Origin of the sequence: Pantoea sp. 18069 (genome assembly GCF_902706035.1) — a bacterium.
Classification (GTDB): domain Bacteria; phylum Pseudomonadota; class Gammaproteobacteria; order Burkholderiales; family Burkholderiaceae_C; genus Comamonas.
The window spans coordinates 1-14245 of sequence record NZ_CACSJA010000061.1 but is presented as its reverse complement, the minus strand read 5'-3'; the positions used below and the strand labels follow the sequence as shown (position 1 = coordinate 14245).

The window sequence follows — 14245 nt, the reverse complement described above, 5'->3', positions numbered from 1 at the left end:
GGCACCCGGTGCCTGCTGCTCGAACCGCTCAATGACTTCTTGCCAGATTTTCTTCTCCTGAACGCCCGCAAACCTCGGGCGCTCAGTAGGTTACATGAACACGATCGAAACACCTTGAAAGGGATGGTTCTGAGAACGTGTTTACGGGTCCAGCTCAGGCCCCGGGAAGTCCATGGTCACTCAGCTGCGCGCCCGCTCACCTGCGCCAGCAGCGCCGCCACATCGCCGGGCAAGCTGTCTCCACGCCAGGCCACATGCTGGTCTGGGCGGATCAGGGCGTAGCGTGCGCCGTACAGCGCGGCCACGGATCCCCGGGGGGCCAGTGAAAGCGTCAGCGGCAATTGGCAGGCCCGCGCTGCGGCCTGCAGCCCTTCCACGTCGGAGCCCTGCGAGCCGTCCGTCACCAGCAAAGTGAAGCCAGCGCCAAACGTGTCATAGAGCGAACGCCCGTCATGCAGCCAGGCGTGGGGGGCAATGCTGCCGGGGCGCGCCGAAGGCAGGTAGTTCAGAAAATCGGCCTGCGGCTCGGGCCCTTCTTCACCGGCAATGATGGGAGAGGCCACATAGCGGTAGCCCTTGACGACGCCCAGCGTATTGAACTCGCGCAGCTTGGTCGCCATGATGCGTGCGCCGATGTCGGCGCGGGCCTGCTTACCCGCCGCGCAGTCATCCTCCATGCCGTTCTGTACCAGTTGATTGCTCAGTGTGGAGTGATTGGCGGTCGCTTCATCCAGCACGAACTGGTGAACCGGGCGACGTTCCAGTTCGTAGCTGTCAAGCAGCTTCCCCCCGCCCCAGCCCTGCAGCATGGCCGCCAGCTTCCAGCCCAGATCCACGCCATCGGCAATGCCCATGTTCATGCCATAGCCGCCGAACGGCGGGTGCAGGTGGCAGGCATCTCCGGCCAGGAATACCCGGCCTTGCCGGTAGCGGTCGGCCAGCAGCTTGCTGGCCACCCACTCGTCCGAGCTGAGAATCTCATAGGGCAGATCAATACCCGTCGCGCGGCGGATCAGCGGGGCTGCATCGGCAGCCTGGAATTTGACGTTCTCCGATACGGCCGTGGGCATGAAGAACCAGCGGTCACCCGTGTCCATCGGGCCGATCAGGCTGGGCACGTCGGCGTTGACCTGCCAGTACATGATGGCGGGCCCATGCCGGTGCGCCTTGTCGAGGCCTGGCGCCCGGAACACCACGTTGTAGTTGCGCGAGAGGCCATAGGTACCCTCCATCTTTGCGCCGATCGCGTCGCGCACCACGCTGCGGGCGCCGTCTGCCCCCACCAGGAAGTCCGCCACGATCCGCGTCTCGGTCCCCGCCTCCAGATCCTTGACCCTGGCCGAGACCACGTCCCCCTGCTCGAAATCCAGCAGCTCGCAATTGAAGCGGATTTCAACCCCGGGCAGCGATGCGGCGTGCTCACGCAGCACCTCTTCCACCGTGTACTGCGGCACCCATTGCGCGTGTTCGGAGTACATCGGATTCCTGCCGGGCGCGCAGTACATCGCGTTCTCGAAACGGGCCAGCTCATGCCCTGCCAGGCGCGTGACGAAGAGCACGTTCGACGGATAGTCCACGCCGAGCGGCGAGGCCTCGCGCAGCTTGCTGGCAATGCCCCAGCGCCTGAGATGTTCGCGGGTGCGCACATTCGTCGTCTTTGCGCGGGGCGCGTGGCCCACACGCGCGTTGCGCTCGATGACCAGACAGGGAATGGAGCGGTGGCCCAGTTCTATGGCCAGTGCCAGTCCCGTGGGGCCTGCACCGACGATCAGAACGCGCGGCGTGGCGCGGGAGGAGTGAATCATGTTGTCTTCCTTGCTTTGTTGGCGCAGCGATGAATTTGCGAGTGGCGATCTTAGAAACGAACGCCACGGGCCGGCAGATGCCGCAAGCGTTTCACTGATAGCTGATTCCGATCACCCGAACGCATATCGCCCAAAGTTGATTCAGTTGCGGCATCGGCCCGGGCTTTTCCCCATCTCCCGCCATCACGCGACGGGCCATACGATGCGATCCCATAACAAAGGAGATGGCAGTGACAGTCGAGACAACCCCATGGATACGTTCCGCGTTCTGGACCGGCAAGGTAAAAGCCGGTGCCGAAGAGCGCTTCAGGCAGCACATGGAATCTGTGCTGGTGCCGGGCCTGAAAGCACTTCCCGGTGTGCAGGATGTGGCCGCGCTGTGGCCGCGCAATCTGGAAGACTCTCCTCCCGACATTGCCTGCCAGGTTCTTGTGCGGTTTGCCAACCGCGCCGATCTGGACCGCATGCTTGCGTCCGATGAGCGCCGGCAAATGAGGCCCCAGGTGGTCGAGGCCATCGGCCTGTTCGACGGCAGCATCAGCCACATCGAATTTGTTACCGAAGCCCCACCGGTCGCGATGCTTTCCGACTCCAAACCTTGAGACTTTCCGTATGAAGCTGCTACGCCATGGCCTGCCCGGCCAAGAGAAACCAGGTGCACTCGACTCCGCAGGAAAGGTCCGTGACCTGTCGCTGCTCGTTCCCGACTTCACTCCCGAGTGGCTCGCGCCAGAGAAGCTCGATGCGCTGGCTGCGATCGATCTGGAGCGCATGCCCTTGGTGCCCGAGCACACCCGGCTGGGCGTGCCGGTGGCGGGTATCCGCCAGTTCGTCGCCATCGGCCTCAACTACCGCAAGCACGCACAGGAAGCAGGCATGGAGATTCCCCAGGAGCCGGTGGTCTTCAACAAGGCCCTGACTTCAATTGCCGGCCCCAACGACGATGTCACCCTGCCGCCGGGCTCGCAAGCCGGCGACTGGGAAATCGAGCTCGCTTTCGTGATCGGCACCGTGGCCCGGCAGGTGCCGGTCGACAAGGCCTTGTCGCACGTGGCAGGCTACTGCCTTGCCAATGACGTTTCGGAGCGCGACTGGCAGATCAAGCGAGGAGGCCAATGGGGCAAGGGCAAGAGCTTCGATGGTTTCGGTCCTATCGGTCCGTGGCTGGTCACCGCCGATGAATTGCCCGACCCGCAGGCCATTCCCCTGGAACTCAGGGTGAACGGCGAAGTGCGGCAACGCAGCAATACCGCCGACATGATTTTCAGCGTCGCACAGGTGGTGTCGCACCTGAGCCAGTTCATGACGCTGCTGCCAGGTGATGTCGTCATCACCGGCACGCCCGAAGGTGTGGGACTCGGGATGAAGCCTGCACCCGTGTTCCTGCGCCGCGGCGACGTGATGACGCTGGACGCGGGCCCGCTCGGTACCCAGACACAGCGTGTGATCTGAGCCCTTCCACACGGTAGATTGATTTCAGGAGTTGCCCATGACCAACACCATCCGCCCCCGGTCGTTTGCCCACGTCGTGTACCGCACCTACCGCTTCGAGCAGATGCTGCAGTGGTACGTGACCGTGTTCGGCGGCCAGGTTCAATATCAGAACCCCGTCATCGCCTTCGTCACCTACGATGAGGAGCACCATCGTGTTGCATTGCTGAACCTGGGCATCATCAAAGGCGAGTCGCAAGCCCTTGCGCCACGGGGCCAGCCTGGAATGGACCACGTGGCCTATGGTTTTCAAAGCCTCACCGAGCTCCTCGGCAAGTACGCCGAACTCAAGGCCAAGGGCATCCTGCCCTACTGGTGCATTCACCACGGCGTGACCGTCTCCATCTACTACGCCGATCCGGACGGCAACCAGATGGAGTTCCAGGCCGACTGCTTCTCGAACAACGACGATGCCAACGGATTCATGAATGGCCCCCATTTCGAGACGAATCCCATCGGAGTCGAGTTCGACCCCGAGGTCTTTCTCGCGCGACTGCGCCTGGGAGAACCGGAGGCCGCCCTTTTGCCTCGCAAGGAGCATCTGCCTGTTTCCGATATCCGTGGAACACTGATGGGCTAGCGCGCGGTCTATCCAGCCGCTATCAGCCTGGCCATCGCCCGCGAGGCCAGCGATACCTCCAAGGATTGAGCCCACCTGTGGGCTTTTTTCGATGCGCCCGGCATGCCTGGCGAGCTGCGGGCCGCTTCGATCGGGCGGGTGGAATGCGCGCCGGCACCAGAGTCCCCGGTCCATGCGAACGGCGGGGCTCCGACCAAGGAGTGACGGGGAGGCTGCCCTCCCCGCCCTATGGCGCTTTTGGAGTGCGCAGCGTAACGAACTCTTCCGCAACGCTCGGGTGCACACCGATGGTCGCATCGAAATGCGCCTTCGTCGCACCCGCGTTCATGGCAACAGCGAAACCCTGCACGATCTCGCCCGCTTCATCGCCCACCATGTGCAGGCCCACGACCCGGTCGTCCACTCTGTTCACGAGCAGCTTGACGAAAGTGCGCTCGTTGCGGCCCGACATGCTGTGCCTGAGGGCCTTGAAGTCGCTGCTGTAGACGACGATGTTCCCGGCGCCGAAGCGGGCCCGGGCCTCGCGCTCGCCATAGCCGCAGGACGCGAGCTGCGGGTGCGTGAAAACGGCTGTCGGGATGAACTCGTAGTTCACTCGACGGGCGCCGTCTCCATACAGTCGATCGACCACCACCATGGCTTCGGCGGTGGCTACGGGGGTGAGCTGCTTTCGGCTTGACACATCCCCTACTGCATAGATCGAGGGAGCGGAGCTGCAGTAGTGGGCGTCCACCACGATCGCCCCCGCCGCGTCCAGCTTGACCCCTGCAGATTCCAGGCCCAGGCCTTCGGTGCGCGGTATCCGGCCGATCGCATACAACACGGTTGCGGCATCGAGCACAGACCCGTCCGACAATGTCGCCAACAGCCGCCCTCCTTCGCAGCGGCGTTCCAGGGCCGTGACCTCGGTGTCCGTCCGGATGTCCACGCCCGAGGCCGCCAGCTCGCGCTGGAGGAAATGCGCGGCGTCCTCATCGAAATCGGCAAGCAGGTGCTGGCGCCGGTGAACCAGCGTCACGTGGCTGCCAAGGCCCGAGAAGATGGAGGCGAACTCGCAGGCAATGTAACCGCCCCCGACGACGACAAGGCGATCCGGGAGGCTGTCGAGATCGAACATGGCATCGGAGATGACGGCATGCTGATGGCCCGCAATGCCCGGCACCCGCGGCGTGCCGCCCGTCGCCACCAGCACCCGCTCGGCGGTGTACCGCCTGCCATCGACCACCACCACATGCGCGCCTTCAAAGCACGCGTGGCCGGGCAGCAGCACCACTCCCGACCGGACAAGAAGATCCTGGTAGATGCCATTGAGCCGGGTGATCTCCTTCGCCCGTCCCGCCTTGAGATGGTCCCAGTCCAGTGCTTCGCGCACCTGCGGCAATTTCCATCCATAGCCGCCAGCCTCCTTGAAGGCCGTCGCATACCCTGCGGCAAAGCTGTACAGCTTCTTGGGGATGCACCCCACGTTCACGCAGGTACCGCCCAGCGCCGAGCACTCTGCAAGACCGACGCGCACGCCCGCGGCCGCCGCCATGCGCGCCGCCCGCACGCCGCCGCTGCCACCGCCGATGACGAACAGATCGAAGTCGAATCGAGGATTTGTCATGGGGTAGGCCTAGTGAATGGCGCCAGGCCAATCGAGCACCGCTGAGCGGATGGCGCCCGCTTCTTCGCTGCGGCGAATGTAGTCGGCAACGTGAGGGCGCAGCCCGTCGGCCCAGAACTTGTCCGCGCCCAGGTTCTTCATGCGCAAAAGCTCGATCGCCCAGAACAGGTCGGCCATGGAGAGTTCGCTGCCGAAAAGCCATCCGGCGCCGCGTCGGGCCAGCGTCTGCTCCAGCAGGTCGCACGCGGCTTCGGCCCTCTCGTAGGCCGCCAGCATTGCCTGCGGCGAGAATAGCTGTTCGGCGGCACTGAGTTCTTTTGCACGCTTTGCGTGGTATCCGCGTTGCAGCGTCTCGTCGTCGGGGAAATCGGCGAGATAGCGGTCGCACCGCGCGACCTTGTTCATGGCGAAGTTCACGCCCGTTCCCGCTCGGGGAGAGGCGCCATAGCGGTGCGAGTCAGGCGTGCCACCGACGAGCATCTGGTAGTTGGGAAGGCTGTCGACGAGGTCCAATTCCTTGTCGATCTCCTGCGCAAGATCGTCCGGCCGCAGTTTCAAGGGACGATCGGACAGATCGTCCAGGTAGATGCAGATCCGCTTCGAATCGATGACGACCTTGCCCGCCGACCAGTCCACCAGGGTGGGAACAACCGCAGGGTCGCAGCCCCCTGTCGCGACCGCGGTGCTGCCCGTGTGCAGCGAGGCCAGCGGCAGTCCTTCGAGATCGCACGCAAGCATTCGCAGTCGCACATAGTCCGGCAGGTAGGTGTCCCCTGCGACGATGCTCATGGAATTCGACACATAGGCCATTTCGTGGTGTGCGAGAACCGCGCGCACCTTCTGCGAGCAGATGGAGTTCGGCGCGTGGAACAGCTCGAACCGGGCCTTGGCCCCTGTGGGGCGGCCGATCAGTTCGGTTGGAGTAGACAATTGGGCGCGCGCGTTGGCGACGGCTGTTTCCAGATCGATGGTCATAGGAATGGGTTGTGGTTGGATGGTGTCCCGCGCCGGCCAGCTGCCATCTCTGGCGCGGGGAAATGGGGAGAATGGGGAGAAGCCGCGCAGCGATGCCTCGCTGCGCCATGCGATCAGTCTGCCTTGATGCCGGTCTTCGACACCACTCGAGTCCAGCGCTCGACATCCTGGCGCACCTGCACGGTGAGTTCGGCAGGCGAGCTGGTGGACACGAGCAATCCCTGGGCCTGCAGCGTCTCTTGCACAGCCTTCTGCGCAAGGGCCTCCAATAACGCCGCGTTGAGCTTGTCAAGAGTGGATGGGGGGGTTGCCTGCGGCGCAAACAAGCCGAACCAGTTGGAGTGCGACAGCTCGGGATATCCGGCTTCCCGGAATGTGGGTGTGGAGGGCACCAGGGCCACCCGCTTGTCATCCGCCACGGCGAGCAGCCGCAGCCGGCCGGCGTTGACGTGGGGCATCGCAACTTGCAGCGACATCACGCCCACCTGCACATGCCCGCCCACCAGATCCGTCACGGCACCAGCCATGCCCTTGTATGGCACGTGCAGCAGATTCGTTCCGGTGGATTGCTTGAACAGCTCCATCAGCAGATGGTGCGGCGAGGCGCTTCCAGGCGTCGCATACGTCAGGCGACCTGGCTGACTCTTCGCCTGCGCCACCAATTCGGCTACGGAAGATGCCTGCACGGACGGGTTCACGACCAAGCCCATGGAGCCGACAGCTGCCCGGCCCACCGCGGCCAGGTCCTTGTGCGGTGTGACCGAGATTCTGGGGAAAAGGCTGGGCGTCAGCGTCATGGAGTCCGCGGACATCAGCAGCGTGTGTCCATCGGCGGCTGCCTTGGCAACGAGGATCATGGCGATGGTCCCGCTGGCACCCGGCTTGTTGTCGACGACAACCGGCTGACCCAGCCGGTGCGACATGATGGGCGCGATGGAACGCGCGATGATGTCTGCGCCACTGCCAGGCGTGTAGGGAACGACGATGGTGATGGGCTGCGTGGGATACACCACCGCCTGTGCGTGGACAGCACCGAAGCCCAATGTGAGGCAGGCCATGAGGGCCGTACGCAGTTGCACGCGGTACCGCTCAAGCATGCTCCACCTCCTTCGTGTCGATCTTCAAGGAGCCGGCAGCCGTGCCGCCGAGCTTGAGCAATCGTGCCGAGTTGTCGTGGAAGATCTTGCGCATGGTTGTCATCGGCAAGTCAAGCTGCTCGATGGCCGCTATGCCATCGCGGATGAACCCGACCCCGCCCTCAGGATCGAACGGGCAGTCGCTGGCGAACACCACTTGCTCCTCGCCGAAAAACTCAAGACCGCAGCGGATCGCCGCGGGCGAGCCGCCAATGGCCGTGTCCCCGTAGAATTTCCGGAAGAAGTCGACCGGGCGGCCGCCCAGCATCTCCTTGATGTAGCTCAGGTCCTCGTCAGCGGAGCGCGACCCGATCTGGTCCCACAAAGACCCGATGCGCCCTTCAAAAAATGGAATCATCGCGCCCAGGTGATGGGTGATGATCTTGAGCGTGGGCAGGCGCTTGAGAACCCCGGAGAACACCAGCCGCGCCATGGCCACGCTGGTCTCGTACGGCCAACCGAGCACCTGCCAGATCTCGAACTTCGACTTGTCCTCTCCCGGGTAATCGGCAGGACGGCTGCCGCGGTGTGGATGCATCCAGATCGGGACATCCAGTTCGACCGCCTTCTCGAAAAGGGCAAAGAACCGGGGATCATCCAGCGGCACGCCCTGGATGTTGGTGTCGATCTGCACCCCAGCGGCGCCAAGGTCCTTCACGACACGGTCGAACTCCTTGAGCGCGGCGGGTATGTTGTTCAGCGGCAGGCTGGCAACGAACGCCGGAAAGTGCCTGCCATGCTTTTGCACGATGGCGGCCAGGCCGTTGTTTCCCACCCGCGCAAGCTCTGGTGAATCCTCCGGGCTGCAGACGCTGTCGGCCGAAGGCTGCGAGAGAGTCAGCACCTGCGCGTAGTTGGGCCAGCGCAGCATCATGTCCATCCGGCGGTCGATGTCGAACAGCATAGGAATGGAAGTCAATCGCTTGGACAGGTCGCGATTGGTGGTTCGGCGTATCACCTGCTCCATGTACTCAGGCGGCAGGAAATGGGTGAATGCGTCCAGGATAGGACCGTCATACGTGGACATGGAAGCTCCTCTCGCCCTTTGGGCAACGGCGCAGCGGCACCAATGCCACCGCGATAAATAGTAGCTTAAGCTACCTTTTATCTGGCGGTGCTGGTGAAAACCCGCAGCTTCGCTAAAGGCCTCGCTGGGCGTCCTTCGGTCTTTGCTATCCAGGCCCGGCCATATCGCTTCCATGGGCGTCTTTGCGGTCGCGCATGCGGCGGGCAACTGTCAATTTGCGCCCCGAAGACGCCAGGCCCGGGTGAAGGTTGAGCACGTTTTGATAAAGGGTTTGCAGGGTCTTGCGCATGTTGTCCACGTCCTGCTGGGAAATGCCCTGGAGCCAGCCCGCTTCAAGCGCTCTGGCCTGAGGCATGACCATGCGTACCAAGGCCCGTCCTTCCACCGTGATCGAGACGCGCGTGGAACGCTTATCCTCCTTTGACGTGAAACGATGCACGAGCCCGCGCTCCTGGGCCTGCATGACAACCCGCGAGAGATAGGACAGTTCGGTTCCCGCGTGCGCGGCCAGTTCGCTGAGGGTCTGATCGTTGCAATCCGTGAGTGCCGTCAGCACGCGCCACTCGGCCAGGCTGATCGCTTCCTTCTTCAGGATATCGGCAAAGGTGGCCGCGACGATGTCGGCCGACCGATTCAGCAGATAGCCCAGGGACTGGTCCAGTCTGTAGGGCTCGTTCAAGTGCTCCTGTGATGTGTTCCTGCTGACCATGCGTTGCTCTGCCGTTCTGATGATGGAAAGCCAAGTCTAATGGTCGATTGTCCTGATGACCTGCAGGCGCCCCCGTGGCGAAAGCCAAGGCACACAAAATCCAAATGCGTTCTCGTCTCAATCCGGAAGCGGCAGCGCCGTCTTGTAGCGCACCTGCTTGAGCGCAAAGCTCGACCGGATCTTCTCTATGCCCGGAATCGGCGTCAACTGATCCAGGATGAAGCGCTCGAGCGCGCCAATATCCGTCACCGCCACGCGGATCAGGTAGTCGCTGTCCCCCGTCATCAGATAGCACTCCATGACCTGGTCATGCTCGGCAATGCGTTGCTCGAATTCCGCCAGGGCTTTCTTGTCCTGTGTCTTCAGGCTGATGCTGATGAAGACGCTCAGGCCCAGGCCCAGCGCCGCCGGGTTGACGAGGGCCACATAGCGGCTGATCACCTGATTGGCTTCAAGGGCCTTGACGCGGGCCAGGCACGGCGACGGTGAAAGGTGGATGCGCCGTGCCAGCTCCACATTGGACAGCGAGCCGTCGCGCTGCAGCTCGGCCAGGATGCGCAGGTCAATTGCGTCCAATTCCATCATAAAGGTCATGTTGTGCTTCGCGGTGACGGCGGCGTGCAAGGGCGCGAATTCAGCTGGTGGCGAGGCACCGGTGCGCAAGCGAAATGCCTGTCCCGGCATGAAGTTCTCAGGATATCAAACCTGGCGAAATTTTATGCCGATAACTCGACTCCAAGCAGGCTAGATAAGCAGCCAATTCAGGCGCTTGCGCTGCATAGTGAGGGGGCCATGAACACCTTTACCTCCCCCCATTATCTGCAAGCCTCAGACGCTGGCCGCGATGTCGACGCGCTGGAAACCGCCGAATGGCGCGATGCCCTCCTGGCCTTGGTGGCCACCGAAGGGCCAGAGCGCGCGCGCTTTATTCTCGATGAAATGCTCTGCCAGGCACGGGCGCTGGGCCTGGGCTGGAAGCCCTCCCTCAACACCTCCTATGTAAACACCATCGCCGCCAAGGACCAGCCGGGCTTTCCCGGTGATCTGGCCGTAGAGGAAAGCCTGGCTTCCATCATGCGCTGGAACGCCTTGGCCATGGTGGTGCGGGCCAACCAGGCGTATGGCGAACTGGGCGGGCATATCGCCAGTTACGCCAGTGCGGCCGACCTGTTCGAGACCGGGTTCAACCATTTTTTTCACGCCCGCGAGGGCACGGGGCCGGGCCAGCACCGGGGCGACCTGGTGTTCTTCCAGCCGCACAGTGCGCCAGGCGTTTATTCGCGCGCCTTTCTCGAGAGCCGCCTGAGCGAGAACGATCTGCTGCACTACCGGCAGGAGATCGTCGCGCCGCAGGCGGGCGCCCAAGGCCTGTCGAGTTATCCCCACCCGTGGCTCATGCCCGACTTCTGGCAGTTCCCCACCGGCTCGATGGGCATTGGGCCGATCAGCAGCATTTACCATGCGCGCTTCATGCGCTACCTCACGCACCGCAATCTGCTCGATTGCACGGGACGCAAGGTTTGGGGCGTGTTTGGCGATGGCGAGATGGACGAGCCTGAATCCATGAGCGCGCTCACGCTGGCCGCGCGCGAAGGGCTGGACAACATGGTGTGGGTGGTCAACTGCAATCTGCAGCGCCTCGATGGTCCGGTACGCGGCAACGGCAGCATCATCAATGAGCTGGAACGGCTTTTCCTGGGCGCCGGCTGGAACGTGATCAAGCTCCTGTGGGGCAGCGACTGGGACGGGCTGTTTGCGCGCGACCTGACGGGCAGCCTGGTGCGCACGCTGGACGCGACGGTGGACGGTCAGATGCAGACCTTTGCGGCCAAGGACGGGCGCTACAACCGCGACCATTTCTTTGGCCAGAACCCGGAGCTTGCCGCGCTGGCCCAGGGCCTGAGCGATGCGCAGATCGATGGCCTCAAGCGCGGAGGCCACGACCTGGTGAAGATCCATGCGGCCTACGCCGCCGCCGCCGCGCACCGCGGCCAACCGACGGTGATTCTTGCCCACACCAAGAAGGGCTACGGCATGGGAGCAGCCGGCCAGGGCAAGATGACCACGCACAGCCAGAAAAAGCTCGACGAGAACGATCTGATCGCGTTTCGCAACCGCTTCAACCTGCCGCTGACCGACGAGCAGGCCAAGGGACTGGCATTTTACAAGCCGGCATCAGACAGCCCCGAGATGCGCTATCTGAACGCACGCCGCACGGCGCTTGGCGGCTACCTGCCGCGGCGCGAAACCGTCTGTGCCGTGGTGCCGGTGCCGCCGCTGGAGAAGTACGCGCAGTTCGCGCTGGCTGCCGACGGCAAGGAAATGAGCACCACCATGGCCTTTGTGCGCATGCTCGGCAACTTGCTCAAGGACGCGCACCTGGGCCCGCGCATTGTGCCCATCGTCGCCGACGAAGCGCGCACCTTCGGCATGGCCAACCTGTTCAAGCAGGTCGGCATCTACAGCAGCGTAGGCCAGCACTACGCGCCCGAAGACATTGGCTCGGTACTTTCCTACCGCGAGGCGCTGGATGGCCAAATCCTTGAGGAAGGCATCAGCGAAGCAGGCGCTCTTGCGAGCTGGACGGCCGCGGCCACCAGCTACAGCGTGCATGGTCTGGCCATGCTGCCGTTCTATATTTATTACTCGATGTTTGGCTTCCAGCGCGTAGGCGACGCCATCTGGGCCGCAGCGGACCAGCGCGCACGCGGCTTTCTGCTCGGTGCCACCTCGGGGCGCACCACGCTGGGAGGAGAAGGCCTGCAGCACCAGGATGGCTCAAGTCACCTTGTGGCAGCCACCATTCCGAACTGCAAGGCCTACGACCCGGCTTTTGCAGGGGAGCTGGCCGTGATCATCGACACCGGCTTGCGCGAGATGCTGGTCGAGCAGCGCGACGTGTTTTATTACGTCACGCTGATGAACGAAAACTATGCCCAGCCCAACTTGCCTGCGGGCGCGGCCGAAGGGGTCCTGCGGGGGGCGTATGTGTTCGATCGCAAGCCGGCGGCCGCGACGGCTTGCGGCCCCCGGGTGACGCTCATGGGCTCGGGCGCCATCCTGACCGAGGTGGTCAAGGCGGCAGAAATCCTGGCCGCCGAAGGCATTGCTGCCACCGTGGTCAGCGTCACCAGCTGGAGCGAACTGGCGCGGGAGGGGCAGGCTTGCGAAGCGCGTGCACTCCAGGGCGAGATGGCTGCCGGCACGCCCTGGATTGCCCAGGTGCTGGCCGACACCCGCGGCCCTGTGATTGCCGCCAGCGACTACGTGCGCGCGGTGCCGGAGTCGGTGCGGGCCTATCTGCCGGCCGGCCGCAGCTATCGCACCGTGGGCACCGACGGCTTTGGCCGCAGCGATACCCGGGCCGCGCTGCGCCAGTTCTTTGGGGTCGACGCCGCCAGCATTGTGCGGGTCGCAAAGGCCTCAGTGGCTGCGGAGGCCATCCAGCCATGAGCACTTTGCAGCCAATCCATCTGCCCGATCTGGGCGATTTGCACGATCTGGCCGTTATCGAGTTGCTGGTGAGCGTGGGCGATACGGTCGAGCGTGAGCAGTCGCTGTTCACCGTGGAATCCGACAAGGCGTCGATGGAGATTCCATCGCCGGCCGCCGGCGTGATCAGGGCGCTGACCCTCAAGGTCGGCGACACGATCAACACCGGTGACCTGGTCGGCGAGATCGAAGCCGCAGCGGCGGCTGTTGTGGCGGCGGCTGGCGCGCCATCGCCTGCGCCCGCATCGGCCCCGGCCCCGGCGCCTGTCCCTGTCCCTGTCCCTGTCCCTGTCCCTGTCCCGGCCGCGGCGCCCGTCGCAGCCGCCGTGCCTGCGCACAACCCCACGGCAGCGCCTTCGGGCAAGCTGCCGCACGCCTCGCCTTCGGTGCGCAAGTTTGCGCGCGAACTCGGCGTGCCGCTCGAGGAAATCAGCGGCACGGCGCAAAAGGGCCGTATCACGCAGGCCGATGTGCTGGCCTTCACCAAGCAGGTGATGGCCGGCGCGGTGCAGACCAAGGCCCAGGGTGCGGCTGCGCCCAAGGCCGCAGCCGGCGGCGGCGCGGGTCTGGACCTGCTGCCCTGGCCCAAGGTCGACTTCGCCAAGTTCGGCCCCGTGGAGCGCAAGGAGCTGTCGCGCATCAAGAAGATCAGCGGCGCGAACCTGCACCGCAACTGGGTCATGATTCCGCACGTCACCAACAATGACGAGGCCGACATCACCGAACTCGAAGCCTTCCGCGTGTCGACCAACAAGGAAAACGAGAAGAGCGGCGTCAAGGTGACGATGCTGGCTTTCGTGATCAAGGCCGTGGTCGCGGCGCTGAAGAAATTCCCCGAGTTCAACGCCAGCCTCGACGGCGACACGCTGGTCTACAAGCAGTACTTCAACATCGGCTTTGCGGCGGACACGCCCAACGGCCTGGTGGTGCCGGTGCTCAAGGATGCCGACAAGAAGGGCATCATGCAGATCAGCCAGGAAATGGGCGAGCTGGCCAGGAAGGCGCGCGACGGCAAGCTCGGCGGCGCCGACATGCAGGGCGGGTGCTTTTCGATCTCGTCGCTGGGCGGCATAGGCGGCACGCATTTCACGCCCATCGTGAATGCGCCCGAAGTGGCAATTCTGGGCCTGTCCAAGGGCCAGATGAAGCCGGTGTGGGACGGCAAGCAGTTCGTTGCGCGCCTGCAACTGCCGCTGTCGCTGTCGTACGACCACCGCGTCATCGACGGCGCGCTGGCCGCGCGCTTCAACGCCTATCTGGGCCAGTTGCTGGCGGACTATCGCCGCATCGTGCTGTAAGGAGTCATGCAGATGGCCATCATTGATATCAAGGTCCCTGACATTGGCGACTTCGACACGGTCGGCGTGATCGAGCTGCTGGTGCAGCCCGGCGACACGGTTGCCGTGGACCAGAGCCTGATCACC

13 protein-coding genes are annotated in these 14245 nt (G+C 63.9%); 6 read left to right on the top strand and 7 right to left on the bottom strand.

Annotated features, from left to right (window positions below; genetic code table 11):
• Positions 1-176: 176 nt before the first annotated feature.
• The gene (locus tag GVL12_RS25205; RefSeq protein WP_159918303.1) at positions 177-1805 is read right to left on the bottom strand and encodes an FAD-dependent monooxygenase; all 1629 of its coding nucleotides are present in this window, start codon (positions 1803-1805) and stop codon (positions 177-179) included.
• Between the two features lie 230 nt (positions 1806-2035).
• Here GVL12_RS25205 and GVL12_RS25200 point away from each other — a divergent pair, with 230 nt between their 5' ends.
• From GVL12_RS25200 to GVL12_RS25190, 3 genes are read left to right on the top strand one after another with little or no spacing between them, the layout of a single operon-like run.
• A complete protein-coding gene (locus GVL12_RS25200; RefSeq protein ID WP_159918302.1) occupies positions 2036-2407 on the top strand; it encodes a hypothetical protein in 372 nt (123 codons plus the stop codon).
• Between the two features lie 10 nt (positions 2408-2417).
• Positions 2418-3257: a fumarylacetoacetate hydrolase family protein gene (locus GVL12_RS25195; RefSeq protein ID WP_159918301.1), complete on the top strand. Its 840-nt coding sequence runs from the start codon at positions 2418-2420 to the stop codon at positions 3255-3257.
• 37 nt (positions 3258-3294) lie between these two features.
• On the top strand, positions 3295-3876 hold the full coding sequence (locus GVL12_RS25190) for a VOC family protein (protein ID WP_159918300.1): 582 nt from the start codon (positions 3295-3297) through the stop codon (positions 3874-3876).
• 226 nt (positions 3877-4102) lie between these two features.
• Here GVL12_RS25190 and gorA read toward each other — a convergent pair whose 3' ends face one another.
• The 6 genes from gorA to GVL12_RS25160 all read right to left on the bottom strand — a co-directional run bounded on the left by gorA (position 4103) and on the right by GVL12_RS25160 (position 9911).
• Entirely contained in the window at positions 4103-5482 is a 1380-nt protein-coding gene (gene gorA, locus GVL12_RS25185; RefSeq protein ID WP_159918299.1) for a glutathione-disulfide reductase, read from the bottom strand.
• A 9-nt stretch (positions 5483-5491) separates the two neighbouring features.
• A complete protein-coding gene (locus GVL12_RS25180) occupies positions 5492-6457 on the bottom strand; it encodes a glutathione S-transferase family protein (protein ID WP_159918298.1) in 966 nt (321 codons plus the stop codon).
• Positions 6458-6570: 113 nt separating this feature from the next.
• Complete coding sequence (locus tag GVL12_RS25175) at positions 6571-7554, bottom strand: tripartite tricarboxylate transporter substrate binding protein (protein ID WP_159918297.1); 984 nt, start codon at positions 7552-7554, stop codon at positions 6571-6573.
• The gene (locus GVL12_RS25170; RefSeq protein ID WP_159918296.1) at positions 7547-8620 is read right to left on the bottom strand and encodes an amidohydrolase family protein; all 1074 of its coding nucleotides are present in this window, start codon (positions 8618-8620) and stop codon (positions 7547-7549) included. The genes GVL12_RS25175 and GVL12_RS25170 overlap by 8 nt, the downstream gene beginning before the upstream one ends.
• Positions 8621-8765: 145 nt before the next feature.
• A complete protein-coding gene (locus GVL12_RS25165) occupies positions 8766-9299 on the bottom strand; it encodes a MarR family winged helix-turn-helix transcriptional regulator (RefSeq protein ID WP_159918295.1) in 534 nt (177 codons plus the stop codon).
• A gap of 147 nt (positions 9300-9446) precedes the next feature.
• A complete protein-coding gene (locus GVL12_RS25160; RefSeq protein ID WP_159918294.1) occupies positions 9447-9911 on the bottom strand; it encodes an Lrp/AsnC family transcriptional regulator in 465 nt (154 codons plus the stop codon).
• A gap of 210 nt (positions 9912-10121) precedes the next feature.
• On the opposite strand from GVL12_RS25160, the gene mdeB reads away from it, so the two are divergent.
• From mdeB to GVL12_RS27125, 3 genes are all read left to right on the top strand, one after another.
• Positions 10122-12782, top strand: a complete 2661-nt coding sequence (mdeB, locus tag GVL12_RS25155; protein ID WP_159918293.1) for an alpha-ketoglutarate dehydrogenase — start codon at positions 10122-10124, stop codon at positions 12780-12782.
• The gene (aceF, locus tag GVL12_RS25150; RefSeq protein ID WP_200844076.1) at positions 12779-14119 is read left to right on the top strand and encodes a dihydrolipoyllysine-residue acetyltransferase; all 1341 of its coding nucleotides are present in this window, start codon (positions 12779-12781) and stop codon (positions 14117-14119) included. Before mdeB ends, aceF begins: the two co-directional genes overlap by 4 nt.
• Positions 14120-14125: 6 nt before the next feature.
• Positions 14126-14245 (top strand): biotin/lipoyl-containing protein (locus tag GVL12_RS27125; RefSeq protein ID WP_368855051.1); only part of this gene is annotated, 120 nt, incomplete at its 3' end.

What these genes read in the sequence shown, in the direction of transcription:
- mdeB (WP_159918293.1), top strand. Translation starts at nt 10,122, where the DNA reads ATGAACACCTTTACCTCCCCCCATTATCTGCAAGCCTCAGACGCTGGC.
- GVL12_RS25190 (WP_159918300.1), top strand. Translation starts at nt 3,295, where the DNA reads ATGACCAACACCATCCGCCCCCGGTCGTTTGCCCACGTCGTGTACCGC.
- GVL12_RS25180 (WP_159918298.1), bottom strand. Translation starts at nt 6,457, where the DNA reads ATGACCATCGATCTGGAAACAGCCGTCGCCAACGCGCGCGCCCAATTG.
- aceF (WP_200844076.1), top strand. Translation starts at nt 12,779, where the DNA reads ATGAGCACTTTGCAGCCAATCCATCTGCCCGATCTGGGCGATTTGCAC.
- GVL12_RS25175 (WP_159918297.1), bottom strand. Translation starts at nt 7,554, where the DNA reads ATGCTTGAGCGGTACCGCGTGCAACTGCGTACGGCCCTCATGGCCTGC.
- GVL12_RS25195 (WP_159918301.1), top strand. Translation starts at nt 2,418, where the DNA reads ATGAAGCTGCTACGCCATGGCCTGCCCGGCCAAGAGAAACCAGGTGCA.
- GVL12_RS25205 (WP_159918303.1), bottom strand. Translation starts at nt 1,805, where the DNA reads ATGATTCACTCCTCCCGCGCCACGCCGCGCGTTCTGATCGTCGGTGCA.
- GVL12_RS25170 (WP_159918296.1), bottom strand. Translation starts at nt 8,620, where the DNA reads ATGTCCACGTATGACGGTCCTATCCTGGACGCATTCACCCATTTCCTG.
- GVL12_RS25160 (WP_159918294.1), bottom strand. Translation starts at nt 9,911, where the DNA reads ATGGAATTGGACGCAATTGACCTGCGCATCCTGGCCGAGCTGCAGCGC.
- gorA (WP_159918299.1), bottom strand. Translation starts at nt 5,482, where the DNA reads ATGACAAATCCTCGATTCGACTTCGATCTGTTCGTCATCGGCGGTGGC.